This window comes from Labilibacter marinus, assembly GCF_001659685.2.
GTDB classification, from domain to species: Bacteria; Bacteroidota; Bacteroidia; order Bacteroidales; family Marinilabiliaceae; genus Saccharicrinis; species Saccharicrinis marinus.
In genome coordinates this window covers 150,406-167,214 of sequence record NZ_LXYE02000030.1, presented here as the reverse complement: position 1 = coordinate 167,214, position 16,809 = coordinate 150,406, and the positions used below count along the sequence as shown (strand labels likewise).

The following is a 16,809-nucleotide window of genomic DNA, read 5'->3' as shown; positions in this document are numbered from 1 at the left end:
AAAGTAAATCGTTTAGGACGCTATTGATTGAGATAAAACCTTTTTTATAGTTTCTTTCCTAAAACCGCCACTCCAATCCTCCAAACATATTAAATGGCAAGCCTGGATAATAATATCGAGGTAGGCTATTACCAAAAGCCTTAGCATTAACCAATACCATAGACGCGTAATGCGTATTGAACAAGTTATCTGCCCCCAAGTATATATTCCACTCCATTTTTTTGGCTTGAATACCATAAGCTATTTTAGCATTAGTTTTATGATAGGATTGGTATTGTTTGGTGTTGGCATCATTTAAATATTGTTTTCCGTAATATTTATGTCCCAAATAATAACTGAATGACTTATAAGAACCATTAATATCTATACTCCAATTAGATGCAGGAATACCTGGCAAATGTTTTCCATCATAGCTAACTCCGTTATCCACAAACTCATTAAACTTATTTTCTGATATAAAATAGGCTAAAGTAAAAACCAGGTCATGAGGATCATTAAATGAGGTAAGCTTGTAGCTCATACTGGTCTCCATACCTTTATGAGTGGTTTTCCCCGCATTTTTTCCGTAAAACTGGTCGTCCGCATCTCGTTCTGTAACCAATAGGTTATTCATCTTCATCAAATAAAAAGTAACATCGCCAAATAAACGTCGCCCTATATTACTTAAGCGAAAGCCTGCTTCATAGTTCCATCCTTCTTCTGGTTTAATAGTGGGGTTAAAAGAACCATCGGGTAATTGCGCTTCTTCCAACGAAGGTGCCGAAAAGCCATGCCCTGCAGAGGCATATACATTGGTGCGCTCACTTAGTTTGTAATTAAGCCCTAAGCGCGGCGACCAAACAGGTGAATACTGATAAGAAAACCCTTCATCTAATAACTTGTAGCCTGTCTGGTTATAATTGAGTGCCACATTAACCCTCAAACCATTTACAGGATTTACATGAGCCATCCCAAAAATATTGTAGTAATATCGATGATGTTCGGCGCTTGATAACTGTTCACCTATGTTATCTGCTTTTACAGCATACAAATGCTGGTTGTTGTTCTCCAACATTAGTTCGGCTCCAACAGTCGTGCTCACCCTGCAGATACTCGATTCTAAACGGTTTCTTAAACCCCAGCTATATTTATCCTCCTTTAACTGATTAAAAGGTCGCAACTCATCTAAATTAGAAAGCTTGCCGAAAACGCTTAAGGTATTAGACGATTGATTACCTAGCGGAGATATCAAACCTATGCTAGCCATATGTCTGCCTCCTTTTTCATAGCCTCCAATATTTTCCCACGACGAAGCCGCTTTATGCGGATTATCATTAAAATCGATACTATCTAAAGAGCTCGGTATTTCACCATTGAGGTAACGATAGTTGTATAGAAACCGCAAGTAATGATGTCCTATTTTACGCTCTCCTTTAAAGGTAGAGTTATACCTTTTATAATTGGCGTTATCGCGATACCCATCCGATAATAATGCGCCTCCTGTCCAGCTGTATCTACCGTTTTTCGTCCCTCGCCAATTTACCTGTGCATGCTGCGAAAAAGTATTATAACTGCCGTACTCGCTCTTTAAATGAACACCAGATACTATGTTGTTATTGTTCCATGGACTGATTAAAATAGCTCCGCCCATACCAGCTCCATATAAGGCAGAAGCCGACCCTTTTATCACCTGTAGACTAGTCATATCATTGAGTCCAATATCTTCAATGGATGTAGCGCCATCGCCATCCGTTAAAGGCATCTCACCCCAATAAGCTTTAATACGATTGGTTTGATATGGCGTTCGGGAACCTATGCCACGTATGGTAATGCGATTGGTACTCATGGTTCCTTGCTGCATCATCACTCCTGGCACAGTATTTAATTGTTCTTGCAGATTATAAGCATTGCCTTGCTTCAACTGACTACCACTTAAACGTGTATATCCACCCGACCAGTTTTCCTTAGCCATAATTCGAATAGGTGATTGTACTGTAACCTCTGAAATAAAGCGATGGTTTAAAGTTGGAACCGTATCGTTGGAGATGATAGCAATAGAATCATTTTTTGTTTGAGCCAACAAACCATAATTAATAAACAATAAGAGAGCTAATAGTTGAATTCGATTCATTTACAAAACGTTAAACGCGGCCAGTAACAATATGACCGAGTATAGTTTCCGACGCAAATTTATTCAGTATTGATAACACATTTTGTAATGCGTCGGGATAATTTACAATTCCTAATTCCCAGCCCTACAGACTGGGCTATTGCCTATTGACTAATACCTGATGACCATTGACTGATGACTAATTCATCGGAACCAACTTTAATATCTTACCTGGTTTTTCAATGGCTACATATATATACCCATCCGGACTCATCTCCACATTTCGAACACGTCCAATTCCTTGCAGTAATTTTTCTTCATGAGCCACTGCTTCTCCATTAAGTACAACACGGTGTAAATATTCAAATCGCAATGAACCTGTTAAAATATTATTTTCCCAGTTAGGATATCGATCTCCTTTAACAAAAGTCATCCCGCAAGGGGCAATAGAAGGAACCCAATAGGTAATCGGTTGCTCCATGCCTGCCTTGGCCGTATCGTTGGTAAAAGTGGTTCCGTTATAATTAATACCAAAGGAAATAACTGGCCATCCGTAATTTTTGGCAGGACTAATTAGGTTTATTTCGTCACCTCCTTTAGGCCCGTGCTCATCCGTCCATATTCTTCCGGTTACTGGGTGCATGCAAACACCTTGCGGATTACGATGACCGTAGGAATAAATTGTAGGCATGGCATTCTCATGAAGCACAAATGGATTATCCTCAGGAATACTTCCATCATCATTAATACGATGAATTTTGCCACAATGATTATCTAAGGCTTGAGGATTTCTATCCCGATTCCCTCTATCTCCTACTGAAAAATATAGATAACCTTGCTGATCAAATTCCAACTTACATCCCCAATGATGGCGTTTATTCGTTTCAGGCATCGCTTTAAATATACGTTGCTTATCAACCAACTGATTACCTTGCAAACGAGCTCTCATAATAGCCGTATTGCCTATCTTGTTATTTTGCTCATTGGGTGATGAATAAGCAAAGTACAACCATCCATTTTGTTTGTACTGCGGATGTAATTCTAAATCGAGTAAACCTCCCTGTCCACCTGCTTTAATAGGTGGCAATCCGTTTACTTGTTGCAGTTTTTTATCTTTTGTAAAACGATATAACTCACCTTTTCGTTCAGCAATTAACAAATCACCATTAGGTAAAAACTCCAATCCCCAAGGCACTTCTAATCCTGAAACTACTGTATCTACTTTAAACTTTTGGCTTTCGCTGATAACAATACCATCTTGGCTATTCACTGTTTCATCATCCAGTAAAGGTACCATGGTAGATAATCCTAAGATGTAATCTGTTAAAACATAAATAGCCGAATCACTTAATCCATCCGAAAATGAAGGCATCCCATGAGCCACTCTCCCATGCTTTATACTATTAAAAAGATCGTCTTTTTCATTTCCCCACAACCACTTTCTATCTACAAAAGATGATTTTTTATCGTTATGGCAGCCTAAACAATAGTTATTAAAAGTCTTTTCAACTTCAGTGAGTTCTTTCACTTCTTCATTATTGTTGGTTTGTTTGCACGCAACTAAAGAAGGAATAAAAGCAATTAGGATGATGATAAAAGTATGTTTCATGTGTTTAAATTTTCTTTCAATGGTCAAATGGAACTCGCCAAATTTTAAACATTTCTCTATGGTGAGAATCTATTTTCATGGCTCATTTCATGATAGATAATATTGCAGTTTTCATTTTAATGAACAGTTTATTCGCTACAGTGTTCTGAAAAGTTATGAATTGCCTTCCTTAAATTCAAATTTTCTTTTAGTCAACTAAAAAAAACAATTTAAATTGCAAAGGTTAAACTGCACCTGGATATACCAAAAGAGGCCATCTCAAACGAGACAGCCTCCAGTATTTTTTAATCAGGAATTAACTACTCTGTTAATTCTGAAATCATTATTTCTCCTAAATCTTTTACCACCCCTTCAACTACATCAATATCTTCAATCTCTTTTTTCTGATATCCTTCAACTGGTCGAATATCTAGTTTATAAGTTCCCTCAGGTAAAGCACGTATTAAAAATTCACCTGAAGCAGTATCGGCAAATGTTGCAAAAGTATCGTTAACAGCAGTAATAGCCATTACATAAGGTTTAGACTCTTTAGGATTAACGATTCCTTGTATTGCACCAGATGTAGCTTCTGTAAAAGTTCTGATTACCGGTTTTAGAGAGTAAGTACCATTCCCTTTTTTTACAACAGAACGACCTGCATCAAAATCAATCCATAACCTGTAAGTTAATCCAGCAACAAGGTCAGCATGAATGTTTAATTTTAATCCTGATTGCTGGGCAGAAGGAGTTTTAAGATCATGGTACTGTCCATCAACTTTAACTTTATTATTATCTCCAAGAATCAAACGCATTTGCGATACTTTTCCGGCTGGAAGTTCCTGTTCTGCTAAAAGTGTATCTACACCATTTGTAAAATCTAACAAATTATAGATACCTGTTTCAACATCATCTAACGTCATCCAGCCTTCATCCTCATCTTCATCGTTTACATTAATTTTAACGCCTTGAATATCGATAAGTACTTCTTCATAAGCAGCGGGTGCATCTGTAAGCCTGATACTCAACTTTGCTAACTTCTCATCATCATCATTATTATTACAAGATGCTACTGTTAATAATAATGCCATTAAAATCGCTCCTAATCTAATCTTCTTCATATCAAATAATTTTTATGTGTTGTGTGATAAAGCAAATATACAAACTATGGTTGGTTCTTTATAAAGAAACTTTCTAAACCAAAAGCTACAATAATACCAACTGAGTAACAAAGCAGGTCTGTCCATAAAAAGCCATGACCTAAAACCAAGGCAAACAACTTAATATCTCTGATCTGATTTATCCAATCGGCCTGATACAGCTGAGAAAATTCTATCATAAAGGAGAATATGAAAGTTGCTAAAAGTATTTTTTTCAAGGGTGCTTTATACAAAACAATGGTAAATAAGTAAAACACCATAAATGCCCAAATTACATCGCCAATATACGCATCGATAAATGGTGGAAGTACTATTAGATTTGAGCGAGATAATAAACCCAATAAAACAGAAAGTATCAGTAGTAATATTCTTCGTAATAGCATTGCTCAAATATAAAACAAAAAAAGAGAGGCATTACCCCTCTTTCATTTCTCCAAGTATTACGATGTTAGTATACCCCCTCTGCATTCTCATTCACTACTGGAGCAAGCTCTACCGTAAAATGTCTTAAAATAGGCGCTTCATTTATTATATGATAGCCTGTTTTTATTTCTTTTCTTCTATCAAAAACATTTTTTAAAGCCACTGCTATTACATCCATATGGTTATTGGTGTATACCCTTCGCGGAATAGCTAGGCGCAAAAGTTCTAATTTAGGATAGCGGTTTTCTCTTGTTACAGGATCTCTATCGGCCAATAAGGTTCCAATCTCTACGCCTCGCACTCCGGCTTCAATATACAACTCAACAGCGAGTGTTTGAGCCACAAATTGATCTACGGGTAATTGAGGTAAAAATCGTTTCGCATCCACAAAAATGGCATGACCGCCAAATGGTTCCTGAACAGGAATACCAAATTCTTTTAGTTTACTACCTAAATACTCTACTTGCTTTATACGTGTTTCTAAATAATCAAATTCAGTTCCTTCATCTAAACCTTGTGCTAAAGCATTCATATCGCGTCCCGACATACCTCCGTACGTAATATAACCTTCGTAAATAATATTAAACTGAGCTGCTTTCTTAAATAATTCCTCATCACGTAAAGCAATAAAGCCTCCCATATTTACAATAGCATCTTTTTTACTACTCATGGTCATTCCATCGGCATACGAATACATTTCTGCAACTATTTCTTTGATGGTTTTATCTGCATATCCTTCTTCACGAGTTTTAATGAAATAAGCATTCTCTGCAAATCGCGCTGAGTCAAAAAATACTTTAATACCATATTTTTTACTCAACTCATATACTTCACGTAGGTTTTCCATGGATACAGGTTGCCCTCCAGAAGAATTGCAAGTAACCGTAACAATGGTGACTGGTATCTGCTCAGCAGGATACTTTAGGTAAATCGATTCAAGTTTATTTAAATCAATATTTCCTTTAAATGGGTGATGAATAGTCGTGTCAAAAGCCTCATCAATGGTGCAGTCAATCGCTTCCGCTTTTCTAAATTCAATATGTCCTTTGGTGGTATCAAAGTGGGTATTTCCAGGAACTACGTCACCTTCCTTAATTAAAGCTGAAAACAATACATTTTCTGCAGCTCTACCTTGATGCGTAGGCAAAAAGTAATCAAAACCTAAAATAGTTTTAATAGCTTGTTTCATGTTGTAATACGATGAAGCTCCTGCATAACTCTCGTCGCCTAACATCATGCTCGCCCACTGACGGTCGCTCATGGCTCCAGTACCGCTATCGGTTAATAAATCAATAAAAACCTGGTTACTTTTTAAATTAAATAAATTGTAGTTGGCTTTTTTAATCCAACGTTCGCGTTCTTCTTTAGTACTTCTTCTGATGGGTTCAACCATCTTAATTTTATATGATTCTGCAAATGGTAAGTTCATAATTGTATATGATGCATTTAAGCAACCAAGGAAAAATATACTATTTATCCCAATGGTTATTTAAACAAATTTAAAATAGAGATGCTTAGAAAAAGTTAATCTCAAAAATCTTAAAAACGATACTTGTTAGTCGAATGACTTTTAAATGCAGAATGAATCCCTGTTCTTAATATTAAGAAAGAGTAATAAAGGGACTATGTATAATATGAGTTGCTTGTTATGCATGTTTTATATCTACGATACAAAGTTAATAAAGGTTTATCTATTTTAAACTAAAACCTCTCTCTTAATTAAGATGAATATATCACAAACAAGCGAATACTTAAACTATTGAATCTAATATTCTAAATAAATCCTTTCTAAATAATACATTAATGTAACCTACAAGAATTATCTACGAATACCCGTGTTATACTTAAACAACCTATTTATAAAAAGATGAAGAAGAAATTGATTGCCGCAATTTTGGTTTTAATGACCATTTCACTTAGCGGTCAGCAATCAATGTTTAAAGCACTGTTTATGTTTAACTTTGCTAAATACATTGAATGGCCCAAACAAGATTCAAAACAAGAGTTTGTTATTGGTGTATACGGTAACGACGATATCGTTCCTGAGCTAAAGAAACTAGCTGCCGCCAGAAAAATTAACAACAAAAAAATTGTTGTAAAAACGGTTAAAAATCCTTCTGAAGTTCCTGACGCAAGCCTGTTTTATGTACCTCACTCAAGCTCAGGTAATATTGAGAAAGTTACTTCATTTTTTGCAGGTAAACCAACATTAATAGTGAGTGACAAAGCCGACCTTTGCCAAAAAGGAGCAGGTATCAACTATGTTATGCAAGATGGAAAAATGAAATATGAAGTCTGCAAAAGAAACTTGACTTCTCATCAATTAAATGTAGATCCAAAACTTATTTCATTAGGAATAGAAATTAAATAAGACCACAACCATGTTATTAAAAAAATATATTCTACTATTCTTTTCTATAGTACTTTGTGCCTCATTATTTGCACAAGAAACTAAAAAAGACGTTAAGCAACTAAGCAAAAACGATGTGCTTGAAATGACCATTGAAGAGCTATCGTTTTACGATCTAGAAGAACTTACCACATTAATGGATCTAGTTGGTGCATCCAGCTTAGATGAGTTATATGAATTACTATTAAACAAAGATGTTACCTCAGCCTCTAAATCGGCAGAAAGCATATTTGACTCTCCGCTTTCAACAACGGTGTTAAGCCACGATCAAATTATTGCCTCTGGAGCAACTTGTTTTGAAGAGGCCTTAAGGATGGTACCTGGAGTAATTGTTCGAGAAAAAACCAATGGAAATTTTGATGTACACATAAGGGGTAATGATAATCTTCCTGGCAAAAACATGATGTTATATTCTGAAAATTCTCAGACTCTTGTAATGATAAATGGTCGTCCTGTATTTAATTACTCGCATGGAGGAACACTCTGGGAATCATTACCTGTTAGCTTTGAAGATGTAGACCGAATAGAAGTTGTTCGAGGCCCTTCAAGTGCACTATATGGACCAAATGCGGTTTCTGGTGTTATTAATATTATTACAGCTGACATTACTTCAGAAACACCACTTGTATCAGGAAACTTCCAAGGAGGAAGTCTGTCTACGTATATTGGAGACATTGCTTTCAGAAAACAAATTAACAACAAACTAGGTTTTGGCATAACTGGAAATTATGAAACCAGAAAACGTGAAAATGACGAAATTTATGTATACAATGGTCTGAATAGTTCTGGAGAAAAAAAATATCTACTTAACGGTAATGCAGTTGGAAACGATTACTATAGTTTAGATGAAATCAGAAATTTATACGTAGTTGATAAAAACAATACCTACAAAGTATTTCCAGAAAAAGGTGAATCGGGCCAATTCGAGAATGGTGAAGATATCACTATTTTTGGACCAGATAAAGTATTTGCTCACCCAGAAATGTCAAAGGAACGTTATGCTATCAATGGCTATATAGAGTATACCCCAAATAAAGAAACAAGCATTAATCTTAGTACTGGATATCAAAATTCAGATGTTCTTACATCTACTATGGGAGATATGCCAACTCCGTATTCAGGAAAAGAATCTACAACAAGTTATATTGATCTTAGAGCTACTATAAAAGATTTTAGCTTTCAAGCGAATTACAATGGTGGAGCAATAGACTTTATGGCTGGTAACGAAGGGTTTAAGTTAGATTTAAAACAATATAATGCTACAGCAGAGTATAATCTTAAGCTAAATAAAATAGATATTCGTCCTGGCTTAAACTACCAACACATATCTTACGATGACTCTCCATACATTCTATCTATGGGCAGAGGTTACCTTAACGGTAAAAAAGATATTGAGATTATGGCAGGAAGTATTCGATTAGATTACAAACCTACAGATAAGCTTAGGTTAATATCTGCGTTAAGAACAGAGAAGTACAACTATCCAAATGAATTCTATACATCGTGGCAGTTTGTAGGTTCTTACAAAGCAAACGATAATAACCTTTTCCGTATTGTATATTCACGAGCAAACCAATCATCCTTTTTAGTGAATGCTCACTCAAATTACACATGGAATCTAGTAAACCGTTCGTCTCCAAAAGTAATGCAGTTTAACGGAAACAAAGAGTATGATTTATTAACCACTGATATGATAGAGTTAGGTTATCGTATGCGCCCAACTAAAAGTGTATTAATAGATATTGAAGCTTTCTATAATACGTCTAATAACTTTGGAGCTTTAATGCCAAGCCAAACTTCATTAGCTGTTTTCAACCCATTAGATGTAATCCAACAAGTTGGCCTTCCTGATGTTAATGCTCATGTTACCATGGAGTATCAAAATACAGAGGTAACATCTAAACAAAAAGGCGTTTCTGTATCGATTGATTGGGTTGTCTCAGAAAAATTAATTGCTAACGGACATTTTACGCTTCAACAAACTAATCTAGATAATTACAATCCTAATAGTAGAGATGAAGTAATTACCTATCAGGCAGGTTCTTTATCGATGGATCCTGAATTAAAAAACCAAATAGGAATTGCATTAAGTGAATTTGGAGCAGGTGTAATGGGTGGAACTATTGATCCTTCAGAAGTACCTTACGTTATAGCAAGCACCACTGCTGCCTACCCTGATAACACTCAAGAAGACAACTACGAACATAAAGCCACCCCTAGTTACTTTGGTGGTTTCTCTTTGACCTATCGACCAATTAAAAAGCTTGAAATATTTCCACAGGCCTATTTCTATGGTGATCAAACTTTCGAGAATCAATATGGTACTATTGACATAGACAGTAAATTTCTGTTAAATGCAAAAGTTTCCTATAAAGCGACAGAGAATTTAACCCTGTTTTTAAACGGACGTAACATCCTTAATAATAGATCTGTTGAGTTTGCCTATATGGACGAAACTCCTGCAATGGTTCTTGTTGGTTTGAATTTTAAATTATAAAAAGTAGATATTTAATCATAAGGGTAGATAAATAATTATCTGCCCTTTTTTATTGCCTCAAACCAAATAGTTACATAATATTTTAACTTGAAAATTAATTAAATTTCTTATTTTTCATATCCTCCACTAAAGAAGAGTATAATCCACAAATACCTGATAAAACGAACCTTACATGAGCCAATATTCAATACTTTTGAATATTGGTCAAATTAATTCGAAAAAGAATAGTGACTTTCGTAACAATTCTATGATAATTACGAATAATGGGTCTTTTAACTTATACTTTATACTATGTTCAAAAAAGGCTCAATTATACTGGTATTGCTTTTGTTTACGCTATCAGTACCCGGGCAACAATCGATGTTTAAAGCTCTATTTATGTTTAATTTTGCAAAATACATTGAATGGCCTACTTCATCCAACCAAACCGAATTCGTGATTGGTATTTATGGCAATGACGATATTACACCTGAATTAAAAAAATTAGCTGCGGCACGTAAAATCAACAGTAAAAGCATTGTTGTAGTAAACGTAAAGAATCCATCTGAGGCAGCAAACGCAAACATCTTTTACATTCCATCTTCGAAGTCTGGTGATATTGAAAAAGTCACGTCTTTTTTCAAAGGAAAATCAACATTAATTGTAACCGACAAGAATGGCTTATGTAGCAAAGGTGCTAGCATTAATTACGTGACTCAAGATGGAAAAATGAAATTTGAAATCAGCAAAACCAACATTACAAAACATAACCTAAAGGTTGATTCTAAACTAATTTCTTTAGGTATTGAAACCAAATAACCAGATACTATGAAAATCAAAGCACTTATAACACTTTTTATAATGATGTGTATAACATCATCATTATTGGCACAACAAAAAAAAGACGTTAATTCAATTACTAAAGCAGAGGTACTAGAAATGACCATTGAAGAATTGTCAGCCTATGATCTTGAAGAGGTAATGAAATTAATGGATATAACTGGAGCGTCATCATTAGAAGAACTATATGAACTATTGTTGAATAAAGATGTAACTTCTGCTTCAAAATCAGAAGAAAGTTTATTCGACTCTCCGCTTTCTACAACTGTATTAAAGCAAGAGCAAATTATAGCATCAGGAGCAACTTCAATTGAAGAAGCACTTCGTTTGGTACCTGGCTTAATCGTACGCGAAAAAACCAACGGTACCTACGATGTACATATTCGAGGAAACGATAACATACCTGGAAAAAACATGTTGTTATATTCCGAAAATTCTAACACTCTTGTGATGATTGATGGACGTCCGGTTTTCAATTATTCGCATGGCGCTACATTATGGGAAACATTACCAATAAGCTTCGTTGATATTGAACAAATAGAAGTTGTACGTGGCCCCTCAAGTGCTCTTTATGGCCCTAATGCCGTAACTGGTGTCATCAATATCTTAACAAAAAAGACTAATTCCTCTTCACCACTCGTTTCGGCTAATCTGCAAGGAGGTAGCTTAAACACTTACATTGGAGATCTTGCCTTTAGAAAATCGTTTAACGAAAAACTTAATATTGGATTAACTGGAAACTATGAAATTAGAGATCGCGAAAAAGAGGAGCTCTATGTTTACAATGGAGGTAGCAGTCCTGAAGACTTTAATTACTGGTTAGATGGAGATGATAAAGCAGTTGGCAGTGATTATTACACTACTGAACAAATGAGTCGTTTACAACTACTAAATCCATATACCCGAAATGAACCATTATTAAATCCTAAGGACGGAAAACCATATTATTTGTGGCCAGCGGAAGGAACAAATGAATATGCTATATATGATACCTATAGTACTTATCCGAACCCAGAACTTTCTAAAAAGAAAATGGGTGTTAATGCTTATGTAAGTTTTAATCCGAATAAAACTACTACAATAGATTTATCAGGAGGTTATCAATATTCGGATGTAATGACTTCTACTATGTGTGATATGCCTTCATCATATGGACGAAAAGATTCTAAAACTGGCTATGCCGATTTAAACATAAAAATTAAAGATTTTAGTTTCCAAACCAATTATAATGGAGGAACTACAAACTACGCTATCGGCAATGAGGGGTTTGAATTAGACTTACAACAATTTACTAGTCAAGCAGAATACAACCTTAAACTTGAGAAAATTAGCATCCGTCCAGGAGTTAGTTTTCAATCTATGTCTTACGACGATTCAAAACACCTAACAGAACTTGGACGAGGATATCTAAACTCAAAACAAACTGTTAACATAGCGGCAGGAAGTTTACGCCTTGATTATAAACCTACTGAAAAGCTAAGGTTAGTTGCTGCACTGCGAGCTGAAAAGTATAATAACCCAAGTGATGTATACGGATCGTGGCAGTTTGTGGGATCGTATAAGATTAATGAGAATAATATTTTTAGAGCTGTATATTCCAGAGCAAATCAATCAGCATTTTTAGTTAATACTTATTCAAATTACTCTTGGAACGTAGTTAATCGACCATACCCTAATGTAATTCATTTTGATGGAGATAAAGATCACCAATTAAAAACAATGGACATGTTTGAAATTGGTTATAGAATTCGCCCATCTAAGAATGTATTAATCGATATCGAAGGTTTTTATAATATAACAGAGAATGGCGGAGCATTAATGCCTGATTACACATCAGCTACTTTTTATAACGTTGTTGATGCAGCAATAGACATTGCCGACAATGGTCAATTCGATACAAATGCACCAGTTGCTATTCCAGATTCCATTCACATGACTTACTTAAATATGCCACTTAAATCAAAGCAATTAGGGGCAAGTGTAAATGTTGATTGGGTAATTTCTGAAAAGCTGGTTGCTAATGCTCATATTACAGTACAACAAACTAAACTGGACAATTACTTAGCATATAGCCGAGATGATATAATAGAGTATCAAGTAGGTAAAGCTGTTGAACAAACTATAGGACTAGCATTGCACGAAATGGGACAAGGAGGAACAGTTAACCCTGTTCAAACTATTTCATCTAGCGAATATCCTACAGACTTTAATAACGATTACAAACACGAATCAACTCCAAGCTATTTTGGAGGTTTGTCTTTAACATATCGACCAATAAAAAAACTAGAGATTTTCCCTCAGTCATACTTTTATGGAGCTCAAAAGTTTGAAAATCAATACGGAGATGTAAATATTGATAGTAAGTTTTTACTAAATGCAAAAGTATCTTATAAAGCAAATGATAAATTAACCTTGTTTTTAAACGGACGAAATATTTTAAACAATAAGACTGTTGAATTTGCATACATGGACAATACACCAACTTTAGTTTTGGTTGGATTTAACTTTAAGTTATAGTAGAAAAATAAATATTTGTGGGCGAGATATAGTTCTCGCCCATTTTAGCTCAATTTTAATCGCATTTAAACATACGTTTACCGCAGCTTAAGTGCACTTAATCAAAATATATAAATTATTTGAGTGTACCTACACCTCACCAAGCCCCTCCCCTCAAAAAGCCTTACGTACTAATATTCTGCACTTTACACACCACCCTCATTTTAATCACAAAATCAACAAGCTTTTTCCACATTTATACTAAGCGTTATCTCGTAACCATTTTATAGCTAAATTCGAATACGTAGCTTGTAAACTTTAACTTTTTAACTATGCTTAAAAAAGGATTTATTTTACTGGTGTTGGTTTTTATGACTATATCAGTACCCGGACAGCAGTCAATGTTTAAGGCATTGTTCATGTTTAACTTCGCCAAATACATTGAATGGCCTGCATCTTCCAACCAAACCGAATTCGTTATAGGAGTATACGGTAACGACGAAATTATTACCGAACTCAAAAAATTAGCGGCAGCACGAAAAATTAATAACAAGAGCATTGTTGTTAAAAGTGTCAAAAGTCCTTCGGAAGCAGGTAATGCCCATATCTTTTATATTCCTCCTTCAAAATCAGGTGAAATAGATAAAGTCACTTCTTTTTTCACAGGAAAATCAACCTTAATTGTTTCAGATAAAGATGGCCTTTGTAAAAAAGGAGCTGGCATCAACTATGTGATGCAAGGTGGAAAAATGAAATTTGAAGTAAATAAGGCAAACATTATAAAGCAAAAATTAAAAGTTGACCCTAAACTTATTTCATTGGGTATTGAAATTAAATAAACCAGACTACTATGAAACTAAGAAATATAATTACAATATTACTGATGATGATATTTACATCATCATTGTTAGCGCAAGAGAAAAAAGATGTTAGCAAAATAACCAAAGGGGAAGTTTTGCAAATGACTATTGAAGAACTATCTGCATACGACTTAGAAGAAGTGATGAAATTAATGGACATTGCTGGAGCCTCATCTTTAGAAGAATTATACGAACTGCTTTTAAATAAAGATGTTACTTCTGCATCTAAATCAGAAGAAAGCTTATTCGACTCTCCCCTATCAACAACGGTACTGAGTAGCACTGAGATTAAAGCATCAGGAGCAACATCTATTGAAGAAGCTCTAAGGTTGGTTCCAGGTATTATTGTTCGCGAAAAATCAAATGGTAATTACGATGTACAAATTAGAGGTGGGCAAAATATGCCCATGAATAACATGCTTATTTATGCTGAAAACACAACTACATTGGTAATGATAGATGGCAGACCCGTATTTAATTATGGAATGGGCGGTATTCTTTGGGAAACCATGCCTGTTAGCCTTGGTGAATTAGATAGAATTGAGGTTGTAAGAGGTCCATCTAGCGCATTATACGGCCCTAATGCAGTAAACGGTGTAATCAATCTAATAACAAAAGATATCGATAAAGATACACCATTAGTATCTGCTAATTTTCAAGGAGGTTCACTTTCCACCTACATTGGAGACTTTAGTGTAGCCCAACAATTGAACGAAAAGTTTTCGGCTGGAATTTCTGGCTCACTGGAAAAAAGAAACAGGAACACTGATGAGATTTACGCTATATATGCGGATGAATTTATGTCTGTAGATAAATATGACCAGTTAAATACTTCACAAGCTTGGAGTAATGATGATATTTATAAAATGATGGATGAATCAGAAATTGCCAAAGATAAAATGGGTGTAAATGCATACCTAGATTATGTGGCAAATGAAAACTTATCATTTAATGTAAGTGGAGGTTATTTAGAATCTCAAGCCAATACTTCAACTATTGGAGATAACCCAACGCCATATAACATTCGAAGCTCTGAAGGTTATTTTCTGAACTTAATTGGTAACATATATGGGTTCAACCTACAAACTAGCTTGAATAATGTAGAGCAAGATTTTTGTAGAGGAAGAACAGGATGGCAACAATCTACAGAACAGTACAATGTAGATCTTGATTATTTATTTAAATGGGATAAATTAAGTTTTCGTCCTGGAATTAGTTACCAATCGGTATACTACGATGATAGAAACCATATTGATGAAATTGGAGATGGCTTTTTTAATAATAGAATAGCTTTAAGAAATTTTGCAGTTAGTGGTCGATTTGATTACACCCCGATTGAAAAATTGAGATTAGTTGCTGCTTTACGCTCTGAAAAATATAATGTACCTGATAAATGGATGCCTTCATATCAATTTATTGCATCTTATAAAATAAATGAGAACAACTTGGTAAGAGCTGTATATTCACGCGCTAATCAAAGCACATTTATGATTAACGCTTACAGTAACTATAATTGGAACAGAAAAGATTTACCAGGACCAGATAACGTACATTTTGGTTTTAACAATAATCCAAACATGATGGTAATGGACATGATTGAATTAGGCTTTAGAACACGTCCTTCTAAAAACATATTATTAGACTTTGAATTATTCTACAACAAAGCTAAAGACTTTAGCGCTTTAATGCCTGATAGTTTAGGGTATACAGTTACAGATTTTGATTTTACAGAAGAGGTACCAATAGGCTCTCAAACACTATACACTTCGCATCGTGCATTGGATTTCGATAGCAAACAGCTTGGATTAAGCGTATCTGCAGAAATGGTTGTATCCAAAAAACTACAACTAAAAGCACACCTAAACTGGCAGCAAACAAAGGTTAATAACTTCACAGATGCCAATAGAGATCAGATAGCTACTTTACAAGGTGGAGAACTTTCAGGAATAGTTGCAGCCAACTTACCTAACGATTTACCTAAGATTCTTGGAGGAACGCCTGTCACTTATACTTCTTCCTTGCAACAAGGAGAAAATCTTGCGCTTGAAGGAGCGTTGGATGAACTTGGCGTATTAAAACAAATTGAAGTTTTAGATAATGAGAAAAACGAAGCCATGCCTTCATTTTGGGGAAGCCTATCCTTAACTTACAAACCCATTGAAAAATTAGCTATTACAGCGCAAGGTTATTATTACGATAAATATTACTTGTACTCACAGTATGAAAATGATCCAAGAAGAGCTGGCCTAATTGAAGCTGGTGTTAAACAGGAGATGGAATATTCAGGAAATATAGATAGCAAGTTTATTGTAAATACTAAAGTGAATTACTCTATTAATGAAAACATTGATTTATTTGTAAACGCTAGAAACTTATTAAATAATGAATCGCAAGAATATGTGTTCATGGATAAAATTGGAGCACTGTACTTAGCAGGTTTTAATATTAACTTTTAAGCAATAACAAAAGC

11 protein-coding genes are annotated in these 16,809 nt (G+C 34.9%); 6 read left to right on the top strand and 5 right to left on the bottom strand.

The annotated features are described in order from the left end of the window. Nucleotides 1-58: 58 nt before the first annotated feature. From A8L32_RS13120 to A8L32_RS13100, 5 genes are all read right to left on the bottom strand, one after another. Nucleotides 59-2,110 carry a TonB-dependent receptor gene (locus A8L32_RS13120; RefSeq protein WP_066631200.1) on the bottom strand — a complete coding sequence of 684 codons (2,052 nt, stop codon included), beginning with the start codon at nt 2,108-2,110 and terminating at the stop codon, nt 59-61. Between the two features lie 178 nt (nt 2,111-2,288). Next, nucleotides 2,289-3,698 carry a PQQ-dependent sugar dehydrogenase gene (locus A8L32_RS13115; RefSeq protein WP_066631199.1) on the bottom strand — a complete coding sequence of 470 codons (1,410 nt, stop codon included), beginning with the start codon at nt 3,696-3,698 and terminating at the stop codon, nt 2,289-2,291. A 299-nt stretch (nt 3,699-3,997) separates the two neighbouring features. Beyond that, entirely contained in the window at nt 3,998-4,795 is a 798-nt protein-coding gene (locus tag A8L32_RS13110) for a DUF4382 domain-containing protein (protein ID WP_066631198.1), read from the bottom strand. A 44-nt stretch (nt 4,796-4,839) separates the two neighbouring features. Further along, nucleotides 4,840-5,217 carry a ribosomal maturation YjgA family protein gene (locus A8L32_RS13105; RefSeq protein WP_066631197.1) on the bottom strand — a complete coding sequence of 126 codons (378 nt, stop codon included), beginning with the start codon at nt 5,215-5,217 and terminating at the stop codon, nt 4,840-4,842. Nucleotides 5,218-5,282: 65 nt separating this feature from the next. Further along, a complete protein-coding gene (locus A8L32_RS13100; protein ID WP_066631191.1) occupies nt 5,283-6,686 on the bottom strand; it encodes a tryptophanase in 1,404 nt (467 codons plus the stop codon). Nucleotides 6,687-7,124: 438 nt separating this feature from the next. On the opposite strand from A8L32_RS13100, the gene A8L32_RS13095 reads away from it, so the two are divergent. The 6 genes from A8L32_RS13095 to A8L32_RS13070 all read left to right on the top strand — a co-directional run bounded on the left by A8L32_RS13095 (nt 7,125) and on the right by A8L32_RS13070 (nt 16,795). Further along, nucleotides 7,125-7,628: a YfiR family protein gene (locus A8L32_RS13095; RefSeq protein ID WP_066631189.1), complete on the top strand. Its 504-nt coding sequence runs from the start codon at nt 7,125-7,127 to the stop codon at nt 7,626-7,628. Nucleotides 7,629-7,638: 10 nt separating this feature from the next. Further along, on the top strand, nt 7,639-10,164 hold the full coding sequence (locus A8L32_RS13090) for a TonB-dependent receptor plug domain-containing protein (RefSeq protein WP_066631186.1): 2,526 nt from the start codon (nt 7,639-7,641) through the stop codon (nt 10,162-10,164). A gap of 291 nt (nt 10,165-10,455) precedes the next feature. Then, on the top strand, nt 10,456-10,962 hold the full coding sequence (locus A8L32_RS13085; RefSeq protein WP_083631322.1) for a YfiR family protein: 507 nt from the start codon (nt 10,456-10,458) through the stop codon (nt 10,960-10,962). 42 nt (nt 10,963-11,004) lie between these two features. After that, entirely contained in the window at nt 11,005-13,500 is a 2,496-nt protein-coding gene (locus A8L32_RS13080) for a TonB-dependent receptor plug domain-containing protein (protein WP_158027243.1), read from the top strand. 311 nt (nt 13,501-13,811) lie between these two features. Then, nucleotides 13,812-14,318 (top strand): YfiR family protein, encoded by a 507-nt coding sequence (locus tag A8L32_RS13075; RefSeq protein ID WP_083631321.1) that lies wholly within the window; start codon nt 13,812-13,814, stop codon nt 14,316-14,318. Between the two features lie 11 nt (nt 14,319-14,329). Next, nucleotides 14,330-16,795, top strand: coding sequence for a TonB-dependent receptor plug domain-containing protein (locus A8L32_RS13070; protein ID WP_083631320.1), 2,466 nt, complete (start codon nt 14,330-14,332; stop codon nt 16,793-16,795). Nucleotides 16,796-16,809: the final 14 nt, after the last annotated feature.

Excerpts from the sequence above, each read along its gene's own strand:
- A8L32_RS13105 (WP_066631197.1), bottom strand. The coding sequence starts at position 5,217 with ATGCTATTACGAAGAATATTACTACTGATACTTTCTGTTTTATTGGGT.
- A8L32_RS13075 (WP_083631321.1), top strand. The coding sequence starts at position 13,812 with ATGCTTAAAAAAGGATTTATTTTACTGGTGTTGGTTTTTATGACTATA.
- A8L32_RS13110 (WP_066631198.1), bottom strand. The coding sequence starts at position 4,795 with ATGAAGAAGATTAGATTAGGAGCGATTTTAATGGCATTATTATTAACA.
- A8L32_RS13070 (WP_083631320.1), top strand. The coding sequence starts at position 14,330 with ATGAAACTAAGAAATATAATTACAATATTACTGATGATGATATTTACA.
- A8L32_RS13095 (WP_066631189.1), top strand. The coding sequence starts at position 7,125 with ATGAAGAAGAAATTGATTGCCGCAATTTTGGTTTTAATGACCATTTCA.
- A8L32_RS13090 (WP_066631186.1), top strand. The coding sequence starts at position 7,639 with ATGTTATTAAAAAAATATATTCTACTATTCTTTTCTATAGTACTTTGT.
- A8L32_RS13120 (WP_066631200.1), bottom strand. The coding sequence starts at position 2,110 with ATGAATCGAATTCAACTATTAGCTCTCTTATTGTTTATTAATTATGGT.
- A8L32_RS13100 (WP_066631191.1), bottom strand. The coding sequence starts at position 6,686 with ATGAACTTACCATTTGCAGAATCATATAAAATTAAGATGGTTGAACCC.
- A8L32_RS13115 (WP_066631199.1), bottom strand. The coding sequence starts at position 3,698 with ATGAAACATACTTTTATCATCATCCTAATTGCTTTTATTCCTTCTTTA.
- A8L32_RS13085 (WP_083631322.1), top strand. The coding sequence starts at position 10,456 with ATGTTCAAAAAAGGCTCAATTATACTGGTATTGCTTTTGTTTACGCTA.
- A8L32_RS13080 (WP_158027243.1), top strand. The coding sequence starts at position 11,005 with ATGATGTGTATAACATCATCATTATTGGCACAACAAAAAAAAGACGTT.